This is a genomic window from Pelatocladus sp. (assembly GCF_059505505.1).
Window position 1 is genome coordinate 11,523 of sequence record NZ_JCACKS010000244.1, and the last position, 23,769, is coordinate 35,291.

19 protein-coding genes and 1 pseudogene are annotated in these 23,769 nt (G+C 38.1%); 3 read left to right on the plus strand and 17 right to left on the minus strand.

The genetic code is table 11. From position 1 onward, the window contains the following. The first annotated feature begins 529 nt into the window (after nt 1-529). Both nuoB and AC5JMK_RS24760 read left to right on the plus strand, forming a co-directional pair. On the plus strand, nt 530-1,231 hold the full coding sequence (gene nuoB / locus AC5JMK_RS24755; protein ID WP_096675919.1) for an NADH-quinone oxidoreductase subunit NuoB: 702 nt from the start codon (nt 530-532) through the stop codon (nt 1,229-1,231). A 339-nt stretch (nt 1,232-1,570) separates the two neighbouring features. Continuing rightward, nucleotides 1,571-2,191, plus strand: a complete 621-nt coding sequence (locus AC5JMK_RS24760; protein ID WP_495911232.1) for a Coq4 family protein — start codon at nt 1,571-1,573, stop codon at nt 2,189-2,191. A 111-nt stretch (nt 2,192-2,302) separates the two neighbouring features. Here AC5JMK_RS24760 and AC5JMK_RS24765 read toward each other — a convergent pair whose 3' ends face one another. The 16 genes and pseudogenes from AC5JMK_RS24765 to AC5JMK_RS24840 form a co-directional block, all read right to left on the minus strand. Then, a complete protein-coding gene (locus AC5JMK_RS24765; RefSeq protein ID WP_096675920.1) occupies nt 2,303-3,643 on the minus strand; it encodes an oligosaccharide flippase family protein in 1,341 nt (446 codons plus the stop codon). A gap of 267 nt (nt 3,644-3,910) precedes the next feature. After that, nucleotides 3,911-5,221 carry a glycosyltransferase gene (locus AC5JMK_RS24770; protein ID WP_495911238.1) on the minus strand — a complete coding sequence of 437 codons (1,311 nt, stop codon included), beginning with the start codon at nt 5,219-5,221 and terminating at the stop codon, nt 3,911-3,913. 100 nt (nt 5,222-5,321) lie between these two features. Continuing rightward, nucleotides 5,322-6,350 (minus strand): NAD-dependent epimerase/dehydratase family protein, encoded by a 1,029-nt coding sequence (locus AC5JMK_RS24775; RefSeq protein WP_096675922.1) that lies wholly within the window; start codon nt 6,348-6,350, stop codon nt 5,322-5,324. A gap of 399 nt (nt 6,351-6,749) precedes the next feature. Continuing rightward, a complete protein-coding gene (locus tag AC5JMK_RS24780; RefSeq protein WP_096675923.1) occupies nt 6,750-7,976 on the minus strand; it encodes a Gfo/Idh/MocA family protein in 1,227 nt (408 codons plus the stop codon). Further along, nucleotides 7,976-8,971 carry a glycosyltransferase family 2 protein gene (locus tag AC5JMK_RS24785; RefSeq protein ID WP_495911233.1) on the minus strand — a complete coding sequence of 332 codons (996 nt, stop codon included), beginning with the start codon at nt 8,969-8,971 and terminating at the stop codon, nt 7,976-7,978. Before AC5JMK_RS24785 ends, AC5JMK_RS24780 begins: the two co-directional genes overlap by 1 nt. Beyond that, on the minus strand, nt 8,962-10,239 hold the full coding sequence (locus tag AC5JMK_RS24790) for an O-antigen ligase family protein (RefSeq protein WP_495911234.1): 1,278 nt from the start codon (nt 10,237-10,239) through the stop codon (nt 8,962-8,964). The genes AC5JMK_RS24785 and AC5JMK_RS24790 overlap by 10 nt, the downstream gene beginning before the upstream one ends. 42 nt (nt 10,240-10,281) lie before the next feature. Continuing rightward, the gene (locus tag AC5JMK_RS24795) at nt 10,282-11,493 is read right to left on the minus strand and encodes a glycosyltransferase family 2 protein (protein WP_495911235.1); all 1,212 of its coding nucleotides are present in this window, start codon (nt 11,491-11,493) and stop codon (nt 10,282-10,284) included. A gap of 46 nt (nt 11,494-11,539) precedes the next feature. Beyond that, nucleotides 11,540-12,097: a serine O-acetyltransferase gene (locus tag AC5JMK_RS24800; RefSeq protein WP_495911236.1), complete on the minus strand. Its 558-nt coding sequence runs from the start codon at nt 12,095-12,097 to the stop codon at nt 11,540-11,542. 173 nt (nt 12,098-12,270) lie between these two features. Then, entirely contained in the window at nt 12,271-13,227 is a 957-nt protein-coding gene (locus AC5JMK_RS24805) for a class I SAM-dependent methyltransferase (protein ID WP_495911237.1), read from the minus strand. A gap of 152 nt (nt 13,228-13,379) precedes the next feature. Continuing rightward, nucleotides 13,380-14,030, minus strand: coding sequence for a CpsD/CapB family tyrosine-protein kinase (locus AC5JMK_RS24810; RefSeq protein WP_495911239.1), 651 nt, complete (start codon nt 14,028-14,030; stop codon nt 13,380-13,382). A 258-nt stretch (nt 14,031-14,288) separates the two neighbouring features. Beyond that, nucleotides 14,289-15,569: pseudogene (locus AC5JMK_RS24815) on the minus strand (GumC family protein); the annotation flags it as partial. Nucleotides 15,570-15,607: 38 nt separating this feature from the next. Further along, on the minus strand, nt 15,608-17,035 hold the full coding sequence (locus AC5JMK_RS24820) for a sugar transferase (protein ID WP_096675930.1): 1,428 nt from the start codon (nt 17,033-17,035) through the stop codon (nt 15,608-15,610). Between the two features lie 359 nt (nt 17,036-17,394). Continuing rightward, complete coding sequence (locus AC5JMK_RS24825; protein ID WP_096675931.1) at nt 17,395-18,153, minus strand: WecB/TagA/CpsF family glycosyltransferase; 759 nt, start codon at nt 18,151-18,153, stop codon at nt 17,395-17,397. 82 nt (nt 18,154-18,235) lie between these two features. Then, nucleotides 18,236-19,399 (minus strand): endo-1,4-beta-xylanase, encoded by a 1,164-nt coding sequence (locus tag AC5JMK_RS24830; protein WP_096675932.1) that lies wholly within the window; start codon nt 19,397-19,399, stop codon nt 18,236-18,238. Between the two features lie 1,322 nt (nt 19,400-20,721). Next, nucleotides 20,722-21,333, minus strand: a complete 612-nt coding sequence (locus AC5JMK_RS24835; protein ID WP_096675933.1) for a hypothetical protein — start codon at nt 21,331-21,333, stop codon at nt 20,722-20,724. Between the two features lie 155 nt (nt 21,334-21,488). After that, nucleotides 21,489-22,367: a metal ABC transporter permease gene (locus tag AC5JMK_RS24840; RefSeq protein WP_096675934.1), complete on the minus strand. Its 879-nt coding sequence runs from the start codon at nt 22,365-22,367 to the stop codon at nt 21,489-21,491. Nucleotides 22,368-22,452: 85 nt separating this feature from the next. Between AC5JMK_RS24840 and AC5JMK_RS24845 the strand changes: the two genes are divergently transcribed. Further along, nucleotides 22,453-22,773, plus strand: coding sequence for an ArsR/SmtB family transcription factor (locus tag AC5JMK_RS24845; RefSeq protein WP_096675935.1), 321 nt, complete (start codon nt 22,453-22,455; stop codon nt 22,771-22,773). Between the two features lie 96 nt (nt 22,774-22,869). Here AC5JMK_RS24845 and AC5JMK_RS24850 read toward each other — a convergent pair whose 3' ends face one another. Beyond that, nucleotides 22,870-23,646, minus strand: coding sequence for a metal ABC transporter ATP-binding protein (locus AC5JMK_RS24850; protein WP_096675936.1), 777 nt, complete (start codon nt 23,644-23,646; stop codon nt 22,870-22,872). Nucleotides 23,647-23,769 lie beyond the last annotated feature (123 nt).

A 23,769-nucleotide genomic window follows, 5' to 3' on the forward strand; every position in this document is an offset into this window, starting at 1 on the left:
ATCAAAGACTCGATGACGAGTATCAAAGACTCGATGACGAGTATCAAAGACTCGATGACGAGTATCAAAGACTCGACGACGAGTGTCAAAGACTCGACGACGAGTATCAAAGACTCGATGACGAGTATCAAAGACTCAACGACGAGTATCAAAGACTCAGTTCTACAAATTTGTGATGAGTGTCATAGCATTCTTAAATTATTCGTGAACAAAAAGATCCCCAATTTAGGAAACAGCTAGCGAATGGTGGATTTGATCCGTTCCCCAATGATTTTATAGATTTTTCGAGACAACATTTATGGTGCGATCGCGTCCTGGAATAATCCTCAAATAGTTGATTATTCTAAGTCGGGGATCTTGTTGTTCCGAAACCGAAGCTATCATTGATGTAGTTATTTATGGTTTGAAAGCTTTGGCAAGAAAAACAGCTTTCCCAGCTAGCACTCTGATTCAAGTTTAGTTTCTGAATTTTCCGTCTGAAAAGCTCAATTTTCTAAGAACTTATTCACGTAATTGGGGGAATCAGCCAATGACTGACACTATTATTAATCCTATTGAGCGTCCTCAAGTGACGCAACAACTTTCAGAAAATGTAATTCTCACAACCGTAGATGATCTTTACAACTGGGTAAAAATGTCCAGCTTGTATCCAATGATGTTTGGTACAGCTTGCTGCTTCATGGAATTTATGGCTGCTTATGCTTCTCGTTTTGATATGGAGAGATATGGGATGATTCCCCGTGCAACTCCCCGACAGGCAGATCTGTTAATTACCGCAGGTACAATTACTATGAAGTATGCTCCAAACTTAGTGCGACTCTACGAGCAAATGGCAGAACCAAAGTATGTCATCGCTATGGGAGCTTGTACAATTACAGGAGGTATGTTTAGTGCAGATTCTCCGAGTGCAGTTCGCGGTGTAGACAAGTTAATTCCAGTTGATGTTTATATACCGGGATGTCCACCTAGACCAGAAGCAGTCATAGATGCAATTATTAAATTGCGGAAGAAAATCGCTGACGAAAGCATTCAAGAACGGCATATAATCCAACAAACGCACCGTTACTACAGCATTTCTCACCGAATGAAAGTTGTATCTCCCATCTTGGATGGGAAATATTTGAGAAGTGCAGAACTACAAACTACGTCCCCTGAAATTGCTGAAGCAACCGGCTTGCCATTGCCTTTAAAACTACAAGAATCTACAGCTAACAAAATAAAAGCACTATAGCAAAAACCGCCATAGGTTAGAAACCTACCCCATATCCCGCCTGAGAATAAATTCTCAGGCTAATAGCATAAGTCCGTTGAAACGGACTCAAAGACTTTCCTTGTCAGAGTTATCTGACTTTCGCTATTAGCCAAGAAATTTATAGCACTTCTCACTCGATTGCAATACAGTCGGAACCCCACCCCGGCTTTGCTGACGCAAAACCTCCCCTCCCCGCAAGCGGGGAGGGGATTAAGGGGTGGGGTACGTATTGGACACAACCGAGAACTGCTATATTTATTGGCGGGACGAAAATTTGGTGCAAGATATGAATATATTTGAGTTCACTTGAGTATATATATGCTGAAAAAGCTTAGACAGTTGAAAACTCTTTTGGCATACAAAAAATCCAATAATTTAGGAGATTTTGCTATTCTTAAATCTGATTTTTTGGGTTCTAAATTTAACCCAAAACTTTATTCTCAACTTCAAGAAGTGGTAGGATATTATCCTCCAATTGATTTCAAGAAACTGAGTGAATATCCTCTAGGCAGTTTTGGGTATGAATATGCAGTTCATATGAGAGAAAATCACCTCAAGCCGCTTAATATTAGTCCTGAATTAGCAGAAGTTGCTCAACGCAATGTATTTGCTTTGCGATATGTTGTTACCCACGATATTTTTCATGTATTGCTAGGCTTTGATACAAGCTATGCTGGAGAAATTGGTGTGCTTGCCTTTGCTGCTGCACAAAACTATAGCAAAGCGTTAAAAATTAGCCTGTGGTTGGCTAAATTACTCTATCCAATCATTGCTCCTCAGCAAATCAAAGAGATTTTCGCCAATATCAAAAAAGGAAATGATTTGGGGAAGCAAGCAGAATTTTTATTAGGATATCGCTTTGAAGAACACTGGAAAGAACCGATTAATGAAGTGAGATTTAAGTTGAAATTATCGCCAATTGCACATAATACTATTTAAAATTTAAATTAATAGTTAAAATTATCTGCACAGTTGCGATCGCCTCAGTTACGAGTTCCCCGTTCCCTTTTCCCTCTGAATACCAATAACCTTAACACCAAGCGTATTGTTTTATAATAAGGAGCTAATTGGTAGACCAAATCCCCAATAACTTCTAATTATTAAAAATAAAGCTAGTACGCCGATAAAAAAAGCAGTAGTTTGAAGATCTTGAATAAAACAAGAAAGTTTTTCTCGCCAGAGTCCATAGAGATTTACTATGTATAAAGGCAAATCACTAAATGCAATGACAATAATTGCTCCTAATACACTGAAGCTTTGATAGGCTAAAGGTACACCCAAAGCTATAATTCCAAATCTAGCAAAATTGCTCTGGGCTGAATACAGGGGTTTACCAATTGCTAGCAGAGCAGGACTAGTAGTGTAAAATAGCAAAGAAAACCAAATTCCACTACACAAAATAGGCATCATCCAAGTCGCAGCAGCATATCTTCGATCATATAAAAATGAAACTGCTAAATCTCCAACAGTGATTAACATTGCCAATATAATTGCAGATGCTAGTAGTATTAATTGCCGTTGAGGAAGAATTTTTTGCCGCAAAGTAGCCCTTGGTAAGTGAGATTGTTGGGAGATTGCAGGAAAAATAACTCTAAAGCTAAGTTGCCTGATCACATCACGAGGGATACTAGCTAGAGTATATGCTACTGTATAGACACCTAAGATTTCAAATGACAATAACTTAGCCAAAACCAGGCGATCAGTTTGTTCAGCAGCAAACATTAATGTTGATGCAATAAACATCCATTTACTAAACGAGAGAATTTCTTTAACTGTTTTTGGCTCCCATTCAAAGCGATTAGAATATTTTGGTATTAACCAGTAGCTACTAACTAATTTATATATCCCTGAAATTACTATAGCGATACTTAAAGACCAAATATTTGGATGTAACCAAACTAAGACTATTAAAGTAGAGTAATAACATAACTGAAAAAGAAGTTCATAAATTGAAAGTTTACCCAGTTTCATTTGACGATGAAGAGTGTGTAAACTTGTAGAATTAAAGCCTTCAATAAATGAAGTAAATACAACAATTGGGATTAGCCATAGTAGACGTTGGTCGTTGTAGAAATGTGCAATTGGAAAAGCAAGAATGACGCCAAGAATCCAAATCACTGCGCCACGAATTACTTGGAGAGTCCAAATAGTATTTAGAAAAATTGGTTCATCGCCTCTTTTATTGTTAACGATATTTTGAGCAACACCAATATCTGAGAATAGTTCCAGACCCATTCTTAAGGTATTTACCAAAGCCATCAAACCAAAAAATTCTGGTTGTAGTAAGCGAGTCAGAATTAAATTATTACCAAATCTTAGGATTTGAATACTTCCGAAACCAAGAATAGTCCAGATAGCTCCACGAATAGCTAGTTTTTTTATAGATGTCATATTTTCAATTAAGAATAGATTGTTGATTTAATATTTATTGCCTGGTTTTTTGACTTCTCAATGCTATATAGCAATCCGAATTAAATCGTGAGTAAATACATAGGTTGGATATCAAATCTAAAAGTAAAATTTTATTCAGCCCTGGCGATTATAAATCGCGGCTACACAGACAAAACCCGTCTGCGCGGGTTATTCTATTCCATTTAGGTAGATTTTGTTTGTGTAATAGCGAATTCTATTCGCCTCATTGTTTTCAGTTAATTCCTGTTACCCCTTATCCCCAATTTTGATTTTCAATCTTAAATTTGATACTGTTTCACATTCGCTCAGGGAAACTTGATGTTCTGGAAAATTGGGACGAATTGGTTCTACATGACCTTTCAAAGCACTTGTGATCAGGCGATATAGTCGTGCAACTTCGTAGTGAATGTTGAAGTCTTTTTCTACTTTAGCTCTACCTGCCGTACTAAATGTTACCCTAAGTAAATAATTGTTCAGTAATTTTTCTATGCAGGTTGCTAATATATTAGCTTCTCCAGGTGGAACTAGATAGCCATTAACACCATTTTCTACTAATTCACTGATTCCTGCTATCTGGGTAGCGACTACAGGTACACCAGCCGCCATTGCTTCCATTAATACTACTGGTATTCCTTCTGCAAAGCTAGACATCACAAAAACATCTGTTTGCTGAAAATATTTGCGTACCTCAGCTTGAGATTTATAACCAACAAAATTGACATTTTTAGTTAATTCCAACTGGACTGTCAATTGTTTCAACTTTTGACGATCTGGACCATCGCCGACGATTGTTAAAACAATATTTTGATGACTTTGTTTTAATAAAGCTAGGCTTTCAAGTAAAATTGGTAATCCTTTCGCCTCCGCCAATCGCCCCACAAACAGTAGACGTTTTCCTGATTCTTTGTGAGAAACCACATCAAATAATCCTGGATCAATACCGCAATGAATTATATGCATTCGGTTCCACTTTTCAATAGGTGCAAAAATCATTCCTTGGCTACGAGCGTAGTAACTAATACAACAGACAAATAGCGATCGCTTGATTTTTTCATCTAGTCGCCATTGATAGGGACGCAGGAAAATATATGGCCCGTGGAGCGTAAAGCTATAAGTAAAACCACCCATTTCAGCCGCCAACATAGCAACAGTACCACTGGCTTCAGCAATGTGGTTGTGCAAATGCTCGATTTGTCTATTTTTAATTTGTTGAGCTAGAATACCCGCTTCTAAGAAATAGAAAAACTGATATAAGCCACCTCGTAATCCTGGTTGGCTGGTTGTAAATGCGAGTTTGATTGTCTTGAAATATCTTTTGGGAAAAGCTAACAATAAACTCAGATGTGCTAAAAGTAAATGAATTGGATTTGGAGGCAGAATATAGAAAGTGCGATCGCGTTCTTGTTTCTGTTCTGCTCCAACCATATGTCTATCATCTGTGCGACGAACAGAGAATGTATGTACCTCCACACCCATTTCTCGCAAGGTTGCGACTTCTCGCTGGATAAAAGTGTCTGTTGCTCTGGGATATTCCCCAGTTAGATAAGCAATACGCATATTTAAATTCAAAATTCAAAATTCAAAATTGGAAAGAGAAGTTTGTAGTGAGAACTTTAGTCCTTATATGAGCGCTTAAGCGCTTACTACGAAAGTGTTGCTAGACGGAAATAGGTGAAGCTTGGACATGTAGTAAATCAATATCGCTACAACTACGTTCTAGAGCAGTAACTAGTGAATAATTTGGTTTCCAGTGCAGTACTTGCTGGGCGCGAGTGTTGCTGTAGCGTAGCGGTTTGAAGCGAGCGTGTAATCTTGCTGGGATTAAAATGTGAGGTAGTTTGATCTTGTCAACTAAAAGCGATTGGTTACACAGCCAAATTGTATGAGCCAGCAAGCGCATGAGTGTCCAGCTAATTGTAATGGTATGAGGTGAGCGCGGCATCATTTTTACTAATTGCTCAACATACACACTCTGAGTTGGTAAATCATCATCGACGATATTTAGAGTTTTACCAATCGCTTCGTCAGTTTCAGCAGCATGAATGATCGCTTCTGCACAGTTTTCGACATAAGTCAGAGGTATTTGGGCGTTAGTACCAATGCGAATCCACAGGCGATCGCTCACCTTGACACCTAGAAGAGCATTCCACAAATGCGATCGCCCGTAAATCATTCCAGGGCGCACAATTGTCACCTTTCCAGCATTTTTTGCCTCAAAGTCACGCACAATCTGTTCTTGCATGAGCTTAGTTTGGGTATAGATATCCCGCATTGCAGGTTGATGCTCAATGGGCGAATCTTCAGTGATCGTTGCACCAGAATCAATTCGTAGGTAGTCAAACACTGAAAAGCTACTAATAGCTACCAATCGCAACACCCCAGATGCAACCATCGCTTTGAGTAAGTTCTCTGTTGCCACAACAGTATTAGCATATTGGGTAGCAAAATCGCCCTTTATGGCTGCTGCTATGTGCAGTACCAGATTTACATCTTGCAATGCAGCGATCAAGTTATCTGGTTTTTGTAAATCTATGCGGACTAACTCCAATCCTGGATGATTGCACCAAGGAAGATTTGCAATACTTGTTGGTCTGACAACGGCGCGTACTTGAAATCCACGTCGCAGTGCTTCAGCCACAGTATACTGCCCAAGAAAACCCGATGCTCCTGTTATTAGTAATTTCATACACAAAAAAACGTCCGTATTTTTACAGTTACCCAAAATCCTTGTAGAGACGCGCTAAGGCGCGTCTCTACATTAGACCTCTTGCAAAAGTCGAATGAACCCCCCTCAATCCCCCCGTGAACGGGGGGAAAATTTAGTTCCCTCCCCGTTTACGCTTAGGGTTAGGGTGGGGTAAAAATATTTTTGCAAGAGGTCTATTAGTTTTCGGAGAGATCTATTCACAATGCAGGTCGATACATTCACAATGCAGGTCGATACATTCGCAATGCAGGTCGATACATTCGCAATGCAGGTCGATACATTCACAATGTAGGTCGATACATTCACAATGTAGGTCGATACATTCACAATGCAGGTCGATACATTCGCAATGTAGGTCGATACATTCACAATGCAGGTCTATTTTGCCCAAAACATTGGTTCAATAGGCTCAAATGTAGTTGTCAATTTATAGGGAGAGCCTGTGTCTAAAGATTTTTGAATCGCAAGCACAATTTCATTATTGTGCAGAGAAAATTCAGATGATAATCGACAAGGACGATTTTCAATCATTGCAGATGCCATATCTGCCACACCTCGACAAAAATCCATTTGCTGTGCGCCTTTATACCTAAATTTGTGAGTAGGTTTCACTAGTGGATAATTTTGCTTCCAAATGCCTTCAAATCTCTTGCGACGAATGTTGATACTGCGCCTGATATAAACTGGCGCTCCATAATACCAACAATCATGAATACCAAGTGTACCTGTATCACCAATAATCCTCAAAGAATGGTCATGGGGTGCAACAATACTGCAAGTCAATCTGGCTATTACGCCAGAGGCAAACTGAATACAGGCTACAGAAAAATCTGGAGTGTTAACATCTAACGGTAATTCAGTTTGTTTATCTGGAATCAGACAGGATGAAAAGGCACTCACTGACTGTGCAGGGCCAAAGAATGCAGTCAGCCATGTGACATAATAGCCTGCGTGTTCTAACGTACACCCAACTTCAAACTCATCTTTATAAGGCCAGGGAGTACCTGATGCACTCACCCATTTTTGATAAGGCATAAGATGAACTAATCCATCATCCATTTCAGCATAGACAAGTCGAACTGTGCCAATCTGATTTTCTCGCAGTGCTTTCCAAATTGTTTGAGCTGTTTCACTCAACAAACTGCATGGTGCTGAGGAAATATATAAACCTTGTTGTTGAGCCAAGTTGACTAGTTCGTTAGCTTGTGACATCTCCATTGCTAAAGGTTTCTCAGAATAAACGTGTTTACCAGCTTCTAAACAAGCTTTAGAAACTGGGTAGTGACTGCTTGGGTTGGTTAAATTTAAGACGATATCAACTTTAGAATCATCAAGAAGTTCTTCTAGGGAACCATAAACACGAGGAATCTCATAATATGTAGCAAATTTGTATGCGCGATCGCTAATGCGATCCATTACTCCTAATATCTGTAGTTGCGGATGCAGGGAAAGTGTTTTCAGGTAATAGTCTGCTACATAGCCACAGCCAACAATAGCGATGGATTTTTTATATTGCTCATCAACGTTTAGAGAGTTTGACTTGAGCTTTGCTTTCCCTGGTTTTATGACAATATGAGCAGCTTTGGTTAAAGTTTTAACCAGCATTAAAATGCTCCTTTGTATTCCACTATAGTTGGCTGTCGATTTGATAATTTATACAAGAAAAATTGGCTCTGACCAATTAATTGCGGGAATTTACCTAAAATACAAAATAAACCATAGGCGATCGCATCTTTTTGGGCAAAACCTCTACTCTGTGTATATTTGTAAGCTCGATAACCAGAAAAGAAATAGGCTACAAGTAGTAACAGAATGCTGAAAGCGTGAGTTGATGAAAAAGTGGCGATCGCCAATAAAGGTAAAATCAAACTCCAAATCCAAATCCGCACACTTTCTTTTACCCAATGGTGTTCGGGAGTGCGACCGTGTAACCAAGCTCCTTCAGCATAAGCATGACCACTACGAACTGAACGTCTCCACCATTGACCAAAACGAGTCATTTGCCCATCATGCCATGTCATGTCTGCATCGAGACGCAAAATTTTGCCGCCAGATTGTCGCAAGCGCACACACAGTTCTGGTTCTTCTCCAGCGATCAATAACGGATTGAATCCCTCTACTTTTTTAAAAGCTGTCACCCTCATCATTGAGTCACCACCACAGGCTTTAGCTTCACCTACAGGAGTGTTCCACTCAATGTCCAACAGGCTGTTATAAATAGAGTTTTCGGGAAATTCCTCCCGACGCCGACCACACACCACCACAACTTCTGGATGAGTATCTAATTCACGCGCTGCTGTTTCTAACCATCCCTCTACAATCCAACAGTCTCCATCTACAAACTGGACATATTCAACTTCTGGTTTGACTTGCAATAGATACTCAAACCCTGCATTTCTCGCCCGAGCTGCGGTAAAGGGAATCGATAAATCGAGTTCTACAACATGAACTCCCAGCAAACCAGCCAGCGCCACACTCGTATCTGTTGACCCAGAATCAACATAGATCACAGTTGTTTCTTTGCCAATCACTGATAGCAAGCACTGCTGAAGACGCTTTCCTTCATTGCGTCCAATAACAACAACTCCAATTAAGTGCAACTTATGTACCTCCTTTCTTCCTGTTTTTTGTCTTTGTGTTCTCTGTGGTTTGTTATTGGCTTTGTTTTGCTAATAGTAAAAGAAATCGTCATAAACAAAACCCAATAAAGATTAGGTAAATACAATAAACAACTCTCTGTAACATTGTTTATAGCCAAAAAAATCAGATATATCAAAGGCCAAATATCTTCTGCTTTTTTACTTGCATATCCTAACTTTAAAGCTTTCGCAAAAGTCATAAAATAACAAAATAAAAATAGCGCTAAACCAATTAAACCAACATCAAGTGCTGTATCAATAAAGCCATTATGACCATGAGGTGGAACCCAGCCTGTACCAATTGCTTGACTTGCTTCAATTGCGTAATTACTTTTAGGCGCCCAAAATGCACCACGTCCATAACCTAAAAATGGTCTTTCCATTAATCGAGTTAGTGCTACGTTCCAAATAATTGTTCGTCCCGTTATAGTTGGATCTCTACCTAAACCAGTAATGAGTTCTACCCAATAAGTAAAAATTAGTAAGGAAACACATCCCAAAATTAGAATTCCAATATCTATATAAATCACACTGACTTTTCCTCGCCAGCGAAATTGTTTATAGAACATGATGATTAATATAAGTATAAAAGAAATAACTAGAGAAGTTCTAGAAGTCGAAAAAATCATAAATATTAATGATAAAGCAAGCCCAGATATTCTATATATCAGTAATGTATCTTTTGCCAAAGATAAAAAAGCTAATGAGCTTAAAACCATCATGCTGCCAAGATAGTTTTTATGACCATATACTCCTTTCCAAGCTCCTGGATGATCAACCCAATGTCTACCGATACCAGGGAATACATACACAAAAACTAGGCTTAGAAACATACCTATTAATAGAGTATAGGTAACAAGTTTTATTTGCTCCTTTAAGCTAAATCGTATAGCAAAATATAAACCAAAATTGGTCATCATCAAAATATCTCTGGAATTAAGAAAGGTATAGTCTGGAAAGTCTGACCAGAGAAATGAGAAATAAGCTAATGCCGTTAATATAAAAAGTACTTTGTTGCGATTGATGATGGCGATCGCATCCTGCCAAAAGAGAAAAACTAGAAAGGTAAATATTCCCCAAAGTGAGAATCTGATGAATGTGATCAATCCCTCGGATAGAACAATACCCATAGATTGAGTACCAAATATCCCTGAGAAAAAGCTTAAGCCTGAAATAATCAAAACTTTTTCGCCAAACCTGAGATATTTTTCTATATTGATTTTTTTCATATTCTATGATTAAAAAGGTTTTCTCAATTGATTCCTGCATTCCTACACTTTGTCTCTTTCTGTACGAACCCATATTTTTTCAGGTAAAAATATAAACTTTAAATAAATAGGTATTTTCCAGAGAATATAAAAAGGTATAGTTATAATTTGGCGTATCGGTAAGTCTTGATGGGCAAACTTACTCCAAGATAAAACGATTGATAAAAGAAAACAAAAGCCAGAAAAAACAACAATCATTGCTGGTATCCATGCTCCGAGTAATGTTCCAAAAGTGAGAGAAAGTATCATCAATACTGACCAAATCATTACTAACAAAGATAAAGGCGGTACGCACAAATCTAGAGCGGTTACTAACAAATCCAGCCTTTTTTGATAGATTGCTTCCTTCAACAAAAGAGGAACATAAGTATACATAGTTTGTAAAAGACCGTGTTCCCAGCGAGTTCTTTGGCTTTTGGCTGCTTGTAACTGCTGTGGTAAATAGCCAGTAACTTTTGCTTCTGGACAAAATAGTGGTTTGTGTCCTGCAATGGTCAAATCCAAACCTAGTTTTAAGTCTTCGACAATGTGACCACTTGCTAGATTCACTGAGCTAATGACTGACCAAGGGAAAGCCATACCTGTACCATACAACAAGCAAGGCATTCCCAAGCGAGATGATCCCAAGGGACGAACTAAGTTTTTGATGGTAATCGAAAATTGAGAGATTAGGTCTTTTGACGAGTGAGAGTTTTTTGGTATGAGCATTAAATAAGTAGCTTGTACTGGTCGATTGCTTTTGATCGCACACTCACTCAGTTGAGCGATCGCGCCTGGATAGACTGTACAATCAGCATCAATAATTACAACTACGTCTGGAGGTTCAGACTCAATAAAGCGTAAGCCGTAGTCTAGAGCGTATCCTTTACCTTTATAGATGGAATCTTGGCGTTCAATTACTGTAGCACCCACACTACGGGCAATCTCGGCTGTGGCATCATGACAATTGTCAGCAATCACAATCAAACGGTCTTGTGGTTTCAACGCACAGATCAATTTTTCCAAGGTGTCACGAATCACAACTTCTTCATTGTGTGCCGGGACTAAGACAGTAACTTTAGTATTTTGCCATTGATCTGTGCGATGCGAAGAGGCGATCGCTAACAAAGCAGCAGTACATTCAATTAGGAAAAATAAGCAGATGATCAATAAGATCGACGTGCTGATTAATAAAACAACATGAGTAAGCAAAGGCAAAAGCTGACTAATTGACATGACACTAAATTATGTGAAGGGGGAACTCTTGACAGGGAACGGACTTCTAGTTAATAATTTTTGCGGGAATACCAATTGCTGTTGCTCCTGGTGGGACATCGCATAGAACCACAGCATTAGCACCGATTTTGGCATAATCACCAATGGTGACTTTGCCCAAAATTTTTGCACCAGCTCCAACTTCAACTCCTTTACCTAATCTCGGTGCATCATAGGGACGATCTGCGTAACGACTTCCTAATGTCACTCCTTGGCAAATCTGGGATTCATCACCAATGACAGCATAGGCGTTGATGATGATTGTTCCTTGATGGTGGATAACGACACGACGACCAAGCTTAACTGTGTAAAGTAGTTCAATCCCGTAGTGATTGCGAATTCTACGATATAGCATTATGTAGAGAATGCTAAAAGGCAGTTGTAAGATTTTGGGTTTAATTTTCTTGCGCCAAACTCCGAAGCGGTGAACAGCAACACTGCGGAACCCAGGTAAAGTCCAATCACGTCCGTGGGCTATCCAGTCTTCTTTAATTTGCTGCCAAAGACTGAAATTCGAGTTTTCTATTTGCTTTTGATTTGCTATCAAGTCTACTTGAACACTCATCGTTCATAACCTATGGTAGTTTGCACACTTTTCACTGATCAGCTATTAGCTTTCACATTCTTTGAGTCTGAAACGTTTTAAGAAGTAAAAAGATAATCCCTAATTCAAGTAAAAGTTAAAAGAAAAATAATTTATTCTTTTGCCTTTTTACTTTTTACTTTTGCCTTGTTCGGTCAATGTGGAAGTTGAAAATACAGTGCAGTTCGATTTCGCTGTATGAAACGACTAACTTCTGTGCGGAGGGTATCTAAGAAACTAGTTGTGACATGAGCAGGGAGGCGATTAATCGAAACAAATCCGGCTTGTTCACACATTTTTTTCAATGTGATTGGGGTAAAAGCATTGATATGTTCGAGTGGGTGAACAGCATGAAATTCAGAAAAATTTTGAGGCTGACTAATTCCTCGACAATCAGGAACTTCAACGATTAAAATTCCTCTGTTTGTAATTGTGGTGGCAATTTTACGTAGGGTTGCAAGGGGATCTTCGAGATGCTCTAATACTTGAAAGAGTGAGACAGCATGAACTTTGTTGATTTGAGCAGATTCTAGAGCTTCCCAATTATTGAAAATAGAGATACCCATTGTTGCGGCTCGTTCGCTACGCTTTTGGCTGAAATCAATTCCATAGACATCAAAACCAAAAAACTTTGCTAAACAGAGGAAGTGTCCATCGCCACAGCCATAGTCGAGAATGCGAAATTGCTCTGTTGTGTATGGTTCTACTAATTTTTTGAGCCGTAATAGATGCTTGATACATTGTCGTCCACGTTCAAACAGAGTATCTCGCTTGCTACCTGTTTGATAGTGTGCTTCCATATGTTCGATTTGAGCATCATTAATCCACTCGTCATATAGCTTGTGTAACCCTTGTGGTGTGAGGATTCGTTGATGAAAAATCATGCCACAGGTTTGACAACGCATTAAAGAAAAGGTTTCCTCTGCAAGCAAGGTCACTACATCTTTACTGTAATGACATCTGTTAAGAAAAGAACGAGTGGGTTCATCAGTAAATTTTCCTTGCCACAGGGGATGAAGATTCGAGGAGCCACAACTAATGCAGTGCGATCGCTCTCTAAATACCATCTTTTGATTAGAGAGTTGTTCTAAACCGTGTTTCTTTGTGGTCATGTCGATTAAGTTCCGATTTGAAAAATAAGTTTGTTTCTTTCGGAAGCCACGCTCATACCATTTCACAAAATTCTTGATTGTCTTGTTTTTCCTCCTTTTTTCGTTGGTTGCCAAATTTATCAGACTGATAGTGAAACGGTATTAGTCCACTCCTATGACATTCTTGCTACTCTTTCCAAGTCTGCCGCACTCTTGCGATCGCGAGGACTCGAATAATAAAAGTAACTGCTAGGTTCTTGCTTGGCGTTAACAGCATTAGCAATTATTCCCAAAACATTAGCCTCAGAACGTTCTATTAGAGACTTAGCAGCAGCAGCACTAGGTGAATCTAAAACACCGGGTCGAGTTACCAACAAAATTCCATCTGCCATTTTTCCTAAAACTGCTGCATCTGCGATACCCACTAGAGGTGGGGTATCGAAAATAACGTAATCGTAGTTTTCCGCAAAAATATCAACTAAAGAGGTCATACCTTCAGAATCAATCAAAGCTAAGGGATTTGGCGGGATAACTCCTGCGGTCAGTACTGACAAATATTCTGTAACTTTGTGTACTGCTTGGGAAAAAACTCCCTGACCCACAAGCAGATGACTCAAACCCACTGAGTTAATTAAACTCCATAAATGATGTTGTGTTGGTTTACGCATATCTGCATCAACCAGTAAAACTCGCTTACCTGATTGAGCGATAACCGCAGCCAAATTGGCAGAAACATCTGATTTCCCTTCAGCACTCACAGAACTAGTAACGACTATTTTGCGAACTTTTCGATGGCTAATAAATTTCAGGTTTGCTTGCAGCATTTGGTAGGCTTCATGAACTAATGTGCGAGGTGAAGTTGTGGTAATCACTTGCGGATAAACACCATCTTCTACATCTACATCTTGCACAGCATTCACAAAATTATTCGGTTTATATTTAGGAATTAACCCCAATAAAGTGTAACCAAAAAATGTTTCGGTTTCCTTGACTGTTTTCAATGATCGATCAATCAAGTCTACAAAAAATGCAGCAGCAATACTAAGTAATACACCTGCAAAAATACTCCCAGTTGCTAGCAGGATTTTGGTTTTGGAGATGACTGACTTTTTCGGAATTTGTGCAGGTTGGACAATTCTGGCATTCCCAATAGTCTGCTTTTCTGCTACCTGAATTTCCTGTAGTCTACTAACAAGATTTTCATAGCCATTTTTAGCAGATTCTAACTTACGTTCTAAACCTTGTTGCTGCTTCTCCAAACTTGGCATCACAGCCAACTGTTGCTGATAATTCGCTCGAATATTAGACAAAGTTCGGAATTTTTTTTCTAATCCCTGTCGTTCTGCTTTTAACTGCACATAATTACCAACCATTTCTTCTCTAATCTTGCCTATTTGCAATTTACCAGGAGAAACTAAGGGAATTCCTGAATATTGCTGAGTACGTTGTTGTAATAAAGAATTGAGAGTTGCTTGTTGATTTTTTAAATCAGTAATGGTTGGGTGTTGCTCAGTATAAATTGCTCTGGCATTTGCTAACTTGGTTTGAATTTTTTGCAACTCAGTCAAAACTTCTTGAACACCAGGTATTTGACTCAAGGAAGCAACAGTTACTGCCTGATTTTCACTAACATTTAGTTGACTGGCTATCTGTGCTTCTTGAGCGCTCACATCTGCTAATGCAGCCTTGATTTGATTCATTTCTTGATCAAGCTTGGAAATGATATCAATAGCTGCGGTTGATTCCTCTGCAAGCTGAATCACTCTATTTTGAATTTTAAACTGACGTAATGCTTCAGCTGCTCTTTCTAATTCTCGACGAGAATTGGGTAGTTGTTCTTTAATAAATTCACCCGCAGCAGAGACTTGAGCACGGTTAGTTTGAATATTGTTCTCTACATAAGACTTCATTAACTGATTGACTACTGCTGCGGCTAATTCAGGATCATTTGAGGCGTAAGAAACTTTGAGGACATCTGTTCCTACAATTGGTTTAACATTGATTTTAAGCAATTCCGGATCAATTAGTTTTCCTTGTTCATTTTTTAAGTCTAGAGCTGTAATAACTTCTTGCAACATTGGATGAGAATTCACAATTACGGCTTGGGTTTCTAAAGGATTTCCCTCACGCATCAAGGCTTCTAAATCCCCAATTTTTTCCCCTACTTTTGTCAGCGATGATGTACGATCTGATTTGAAAAGAAGTATACCATCTGCTTGATATTCAGGTTTTTGCATGAATAAAGCTAAACCTGATAATCCAATGGAAGCAATAATGATTGATGCTATCAATCGCCAACGACGTTTGAGAACAAGTATGTACTGTTGAATTTCTGTTTCTTGTGTGTAGCTATTAGTCTCCATACAACAAGTTTCCTTGTGGTGGTTATATACAATCGCACTTAATAAGCACCCGATTTTTGCACTACGACCTTCACAGTTTCTAGTAAAATTTTCAAATCAAGCCAGAGTGACCAATTCTCAATGTAATTAATGTCTAGTTTCACTCCATCATCAAAGTTATCAATATCAGAGCGACCAGAAACCTGCCACAATCCAGTAATACCAGGCAAAACTTCTTGACGAATAAAGTGCTTTGTTTTAAACCTTTCAACATCCCTACTAGGAAGAGGACGCGGACCAACTAAACTCATTTCTCCGACTAAAACATTAAAGAGTTGTGGCAATTCATCTAAACTGTAAAGTCGGAGAAATTTACCTACTTGGGTAATTCGAGGATCATTTTTCATTTTAAAGAGTACACCATCTTTGATTTCATTGTTCTTTTCCAGAGATGCTTGCAGTTTTTCAGCATTATTTACCATTGTCCGAAATTTCCAGATTTTAAAATTTTTCCCATGTAACCCGACTCGATTTTGTTGGAAGAAAATTGGGCCTGGAGAGTCTAATTTAATTAGTATTGCGATCGCCAAGTAAATCGGAGATAACAATAATAATAGTAAGACTGAAGAAGCAAGATCAAAACACCTTTTTATCCAAAAATCACTACCTGCAATAATTGGTGCTGGAATTGTCATACAAGGTACTTGACCGAGCATCCAGAAGACTGATTTGGGGTAATAAATATCAGTTTCCATTGGCATAATTCGTAAAAGAATGCCAGCAGTCTGGAAATGCCAACAAACATAGAGACGGTTTTTGATCGCATTCCAAGAAACAAAAGCTTCTGTAATACCCTGTTTACGAAGATACTCAAAAGTTGCTTCTCGATTCACTAAATCCAGACAACTAGGATCGGCAATTCCTTGCACTGTGTAGCAATTTTCTTTTTCAATTAACTGAATATGATTTTTTTGGTCTTGATTCTCAGTAATCAGAAAAACTGAATGACGAATTGCTCCTTGATATCGAAGTTGTTTTGTAGCTACATCAAAAATCAAGCGATCGCAACAAACAAACACTACAGAACAAACCCAAAATATCAGGAAAGTAGACCGTGATACATAACTATCTGGTTCGTAAAGAAAGGCTATGCATAAAAGTAAAATATCTGCTAGTGATACTGCTTGAATTAAACCAAAATAGTTTCGACGTTCTTTTCCCGGTTTATAGAGTCCTTTAACTGCTATTACACTTATCCCTGTGACTAACATGAGTATCAGTAAAGATATTTGTTCCACCAACAGGAATTCTATGCTTGTTCCGTAATATGCTGCTAACATCCATGCCGCAGTTAGAGCCATAATATCCAACGAAATCAGCGTTATAACTCGCAATATCCTAATTTTTAATCCTCTTTGGATAGTCGTACCTTTCGCTGATCTTAAATCTGGTTTAAAACTTGTAACTGTGAGAGTATTAGTAGTCATGATTTTGATCACCAAATTGATTTTTTCACAAAAAATCAAGCACGTACCAAGTTTATATTCATGCTTTGGATGAATTCTTGAGCAATTCAATTTTAGATTTTAGACTTCGGATTTTGGATTGGCTCCAATACTTGGAATATGGGAGTTGATATAGGATTCCTATTTGATTTTTGTTGGCGTAGCCTGCGCTCTGCGCTTACAAAACTCAGTACACATCTAGCTTCCTTTTTTTCTTTCTTTCCCTATTGCCTATTGCCTATTGCCTATTGCCTGCCTCCACGAGTAAATTCATTAATCAAATCGGATTGCTATAGCATCAAACAAGTATTGCTTAGGGTTTATAAGTTCCCTGTTCCCTTTCATTCAAATTTTGTCACTCCGATACGTTGTTTGAGTACCAACAAAACAAACAAAGGATTACCCATAATATAGCGTTTCCATAGGCGTCGAGGTTCAACTAATAAACGGAAAAACCATTCTAAGCCAGATTTTTGCATCCATAATGGCGCTCGTTGCACCATATTACTCACTAGTTCAAAACTAACTCCAATCCCAATTGAAATTGGGATATTTAGGGTTTTGTAATTGTCATAAATCCAGAATTCCTGCTTAGGAGAACCCAAACCGACAAACAGAATATCTGGTTTTGCGTCTTGAATTTTAGAGTTAATAATTGCTAGTTCTTCTGGCTGTGATTCAAAACCATAGGGTGGGCAGTATGTGCCAACTATTTGGAGACTGGGATATCTTTTTTCTAGAACTTCCTTAGCTTTTGTAGATGCTCCGGGGCGTCCTCCCAAAAAGAAGATTTTTAGATCTTTTTGAGATGCGATCGCACATAATTTCTCAAACAAATCTGTCCCATTGACTCGACCCTTTAGTGATGTCTGCAAAAATTTTGCTGCCCATAATAGAGAAACCCCGTCTGGTACTACTAAAAAAGCGTGACGATAGTATTCACGAAAACGAAAATTGCTTTGTAGCAGTACAACATGTTGTGCATTAGGTGTGACAACATATTTTGGCTCTTTCCCTACTAGTACGTGTTCGACAATCTGTTCAACAACTTCATTAAAACAAAGTTGGTCAATTTCCACACCACAAATATTGATCTTCATGGTTCACCCTGGGTTAAGATTGTCAAGTATGCTTTTTTACATACTTGAGTAGATGCAAATAGTTTCTGGAATTACAGATTGATTATCTTTTTGGAGCGTGATCAAACGCTCTGGCTATAGCATTCCAAGCCAGCTTGGATTTCATATTTGAGTCCAACGGTAAGGGACGAACTGCTAATTTATCTGAACGGGGAAAAAAATTTGATACCCAAGTATATTTATCGCTCAATCCCCAAGTTAAAACTGCGATGACTGCTCGCTCATCTAGGACAATGTTCAAATAGTCTTCATAAATACCTGCAACAATGCGATCGCGTACAATCGGATCTGAAGTTAATTTTTGGTCTATCACATCTAGTTCGGTAATCAGAATTTTGAGACCAAGACTCGCCACATCTGCAAGAAAATTTCGCAATTTTTTAGCATTTAAGGCACTTTGATGACCCATGAGATGAGATTGCATACCAAAAGCATGAATCGGTGTTCCTCTTGATTTGAGTCGCTCTAGCAGTTTCAAAACAGCAGTTCTTTTGGCTTCATCTTTGGGGTTGTCATACTCTAGTCCATAGTCGTTATAGACCAACATTGCTTTAGGATCACTAGCCGCAGCTGTGCGAAAAGCAAGTTCGATGTAATCTACACCTAAAAACTCTAGCCAAGGCGACTTTCGTAAGCTGTCAGTTCGTCCATCATCTGGTTCTATCGCCTCGTTCACTACATCCCAAGAGTGTATTCTCCCTCTATAATGTTTAGCCACTGTTGTAATATGTTCCAACAAAAAGTTTTCTGCATTTTTGCAGTTCACTACTTCCTGAAACCACACAGGTAAAGCTTGATGCCAAACTAAAGTATGTCCACGGAACAACATATTATTAAATTGTGCAAACTGAGCTAACCAATCTGATTTGGTAAAGTCAAATTTTTTGGGAGTAGGTCGTATATTATCCCACTTCAGTTGATAATCTGGCACCAACACATTACATTCCCTAATAAAGCTAATTTTCAAATCTTTGTTTGATACCAAATCATCCTGTACAGCAGCAGCTCCATATATTAATCCTTTCGTTGTGGCACGATCTTTTAAAGAAGTTTTCCCAGCTACTTTGAACTCTTTGCTTGCATTATCAAGTGCTTGACTGTACATGAAATTTCTATTTGTTTCAATACCAACAGTGCTTGCTCCTGCTAAAACTGATAGGCTCGCATACAAAAAATAACGTCTACTAAATGACATTTTTTTGAGCATATATAGACTAGCAAAGGGTCTTTATATAAAAAACTTGCTGATTTGAGACATCATAATTCTTAGTTGAAATAGCAAAGCTTATGGAATTGATTTTTTTATTTTTGAACTTTGCTTCTAGCTTATTAAATATGAAAAAAAACAACGCTTGAGTCAATTAGACTTGAGATAGATCTCATCATATGGCGTTAACTTTACTCATCAACCTTTTTTGTGATTCAAACTACTTATCCTTAAATAAATAAAGAATAAGTAATTTGTGTTGATTGAACTGAGATCAATAAGACCATCTAAGCTCTAATCAACTATCTTAATCACATATTTTTTAATTTGTATTTGCTCTAGAGTCACGCAACAATCAGCATTTAGCTACTGAAATTGCTATTCTCATTCGAGTCAAATTATCAAATCACCCTAGACTATGTCCTTAGAAAGAAAAAGGATTTTTTTGTAGTTTCCTACACTGAGAATGCACATATATGTCTATTGATGGATTATCAAACTATGCAAATTTACCATCAGGTATCCAGGCAAACATTTTATGAATTATTTATTCATATGTCAGCTATTTGGAACCTTTATTAAAATTGCAGTCGTCAAAATAAGGTAAAAATCAAAATTAATTCCTGACCAGCTTTAAAAGCCAAAAATAGCATTATTTACTTGCTGCTGCAAACTATTTTTGGTTTTCAAAGGGTTTTCTAAAAGCTATCTATATCATGCAACAATATTACAGTAATGTTGATATTTATTTCAAGTAGCTAATTTTTAGCATAACTCGCGATAATTTGCTTTGATTGATTATATAGTTGCATGTAATGACGAATATATTGAATATTTTTGACTTTTCAAATAATAGTTCCTAAAAACAAACAAAACTATTTGAAAGAGATATATTGATACATGCATCAAATAGAAGCTTGACAATAAACATATTACAAAAACACAAAATAAGTAATCTAAATAGTTTGCATGAATCTTATGATTTTAAAATCTCAAAAAATCAAATGCAATTAAAACTAGTATCTATATAATGCTAAAAATAGAATTTATCTGGTAAATAGAACCTACAGAAGTCAGTCAGTTGAATAAACTACTTGCTAGAGCTTTTTTTCCAAGTAATACTTCCTTTTCATCCCTAATTCATTGGAAACAATGACATAAAAATCTACTCTACTGTGAAGCAGTTATATAGCATTCCTGCATTCGCTCCAGACAAGATCTCCGACTTCGCAGGAGTTGTCGGGGATCTGGGCTTTGCGATTCTCACAAATTATATAGGATTGCTATATTTATTTTGTCTAAGGACACTCTCCGCCAACTACCTACCATTCTTCAGCCCAGTAGATGATCTCTGAAGCCGATACATTAATGGCGACACCGTAACTATCACCATGATTCCACTTAAAATCAGAACTACTTCTATCGTTTGCACCCAATACTAATATTTCATAGGAGTTAGGAAAGGAATCTTCTTTAGAGTTACTAGTATAAAAAAAAGTAGTAGGAACACCATTAGGTAGATTGGCATGGATGTTAGTATTACCACCAATGTATTTGTGTTTAGCTATAGCTTCGTATTGATTATGTAAATTGTTTATCTGTTCTTGTGGAAGTTTTAATCGAAGTTGAAAAAAATTATTATTGTTTCCTTGTAAAAAACCACGAGAGTAAGCAAGACGAACATTCAAAGCATTAGCCGGAATTTTATAAGGAAAATGTCTGACTTGGTTTTGATTTAACCAAAGTTTCTGCCGTATTTCTTGGTAACGTGAGGCATCTTGTATGGTTTTAACTTGATTGTTGTTGTTAAAAGCTTGTCTGAAAACGAAACCTACCCCAACAATACCAATACTGCCAAGAAAGATGAAAACAATGATGGCAATTTGTACAAGTTGTGCAGACGCATAGCGCCTTTTTGGCAAACTTCGTTTCATTGAGTTGGTTTTTAACGATGGTTGTATACCCAACTTTTATCTGAAATCGTAGAATTTCGGAATAGATTCTAAGTGGATTTACGCAAAATTTACAGAAAATTTATTAAAGCAGTATAAGGAAATGGGGATTGGGGAAGGTAGCGGTCTCCCAAAGTTCACCCGTTCCAAGCCCCTTTGCTCATCAACTTGATCCAGCCGAATACAGCTACAAACACGATAAATTGTAGCAGTACAATGCTTGGGCCAGAAGCAAGGTTAAAAAGACCTGATGCAATTATGCCAGCGATACTCGTAGTAGAACCAACAATCACCGACAGGAGCAGAAAGCGGCTAAAGTGATGACTCATCAATTTGGCTGTGGAGGCGGGAATTACCAGAAATGCATTCACCAGTAAAACGCCGACAGCCTTAATTGCTACAGCAACAGCTAATGAAAGTAAAACTACAAATCCATATCGATAAATTTGTACCGGAATTCCTTGGACTTTTGCCACACCAAGATTAAGGGTTAACAAAATTTGCTGGCGTAGGGTTGATAATAGAAATATGCTCCCTCCCACAAGCACCAGCATGGTTAAAATCAGGTCTGTGAGATTGATCGCCAGAATATCGCCAAACAAAACTCCCATCAAGTTACCGCGATATCCTTGGATGAGACTACTTAAAATTATGCCGATCGCTAAGGCTCCTGATAATACTATACTAAGTACGCTATCGCTAGCTAAATCAGTTTTGTCGATAAAGTAAATCACGACCACCCCAAACACTAATGTGAAAGGTAGCAGCATCCAAGTAGGATTTAACTGTAGCAATACACCTAATGCTACGCCGACTAATGCCGCATGACCGACAGCATGACTAAAAAAAGACAACTGGCGCAAGGTGACAAAACAGCCAAGCAAACCACCAAGTATTCCCATTAATACAGCACCAGCGATCGCTCGTTGCATAAAGGGAAACTGTAGCAAAGTTAACAAGTCACTAATTGTGGTGACGGCTAACCAATAAAAATGATAATCATTAAAGCAATTCATGCAATATTATTTACACAGAATCATAAGTCTGTGAAGTATATAAGTTTAGTTTCTGTTCACTAATTAAATTGCCAGATAAAGCAAAATGTTTACAAAAGATTTGCAACCCCTTTCAATTCAGGTTCTCAGCAGCCAAAAAGCTCAACGAATGGCAGAATTTTTTAGTTTTTTAGGGGATGCTAATCGTCTAAGAATTCTATCTCTTTTAGCAGAAAAAGAACTTTGTGTGAGTGATTTAGCAGCGACGCTGGAGATGACAGAATCTGCTGTATCCCATCAGTTGCGAAATTTACGAGTAATGCGCTTAGTGAATTATCGTAAGCAAGGTCGTCGTGTATTTTATAGCCTCCATGATCACCATGTTTTGCATATTTATCAAGCCGTTGCCGAACATTTAGATGAGTAATACCAATTAGAGACATGATTATACTCTTACGAGCGTCTACGCGTCTGTACAGTTATCTATTCCCTATTCCCCAATCCTCAATCCCCGTTCCCCGATCTAATGATTATGTTGATAACGGCTAAATCCTGGACCGTAGGTTGCTAAAAGATTGTTTGGTGAAAGCGCAACTTCTGGTAGTCCGGTGCAAACGATGGTTTGGTTGAGACAAATCACGCGATCGCAATAACGGTTGACCATATCAATATCGTGGGAAACTTGTAAGACTGTCCAACCCTCTTCTTGCTTGAGATCATTTAGCAGAGTGTAAAAATCTGCTGCACCTCGCACATCTACCCCAGCAAAAGCTTCATCTAGTATTAATAATCTTCTAGGCATAACCAAGCAATAAGCAAGCAATACTCGCTTTAACTGACCACCACTCAAAGTACCAATTGCTTGATTTCGCAGATGATAAGCATCAGTTCGTCGTAAAGCAGAGGTTACTGCTGTTGCTTTTTCTTGATTTTGCTGCCATAAGTTTTGAGAAAATACCTTTTCCTTTTTTCCTTGTTTTACCCATCCCAAACCTACCAACTCACTTACAGAAATCGGAAAACTACGGTCAAAAATAAAATGCTGTGGCACATACCCCAACTGATGACATAAATGTCCTAATCTAGTTACTGGACGACCAAATATTTCTATATTGCCAGTAGTGCGTGGAATTAGATCTAAAACTGCTTGTACTAAAGTACTTTTACCCGCACCATTGGGACCAACTATAGCAGTATTTGTCCCTGGCAACAATTCAAAAGAAACATCAAGAATAGCTAGATAATTACCCTTCTTGACACTTAATTTTTCAACTTTTAAAATCGGACTTTCAATATTCATTGGTAATTGGTAATTGGTAACAGGACTTACGCAAGTGTCACAAAAATTTCAAAATTTTGCTTGTAGTGATACCATTTCCATATGAAGATGCATAGAAAGAACCCCACCGCCTTCGGCACCTCC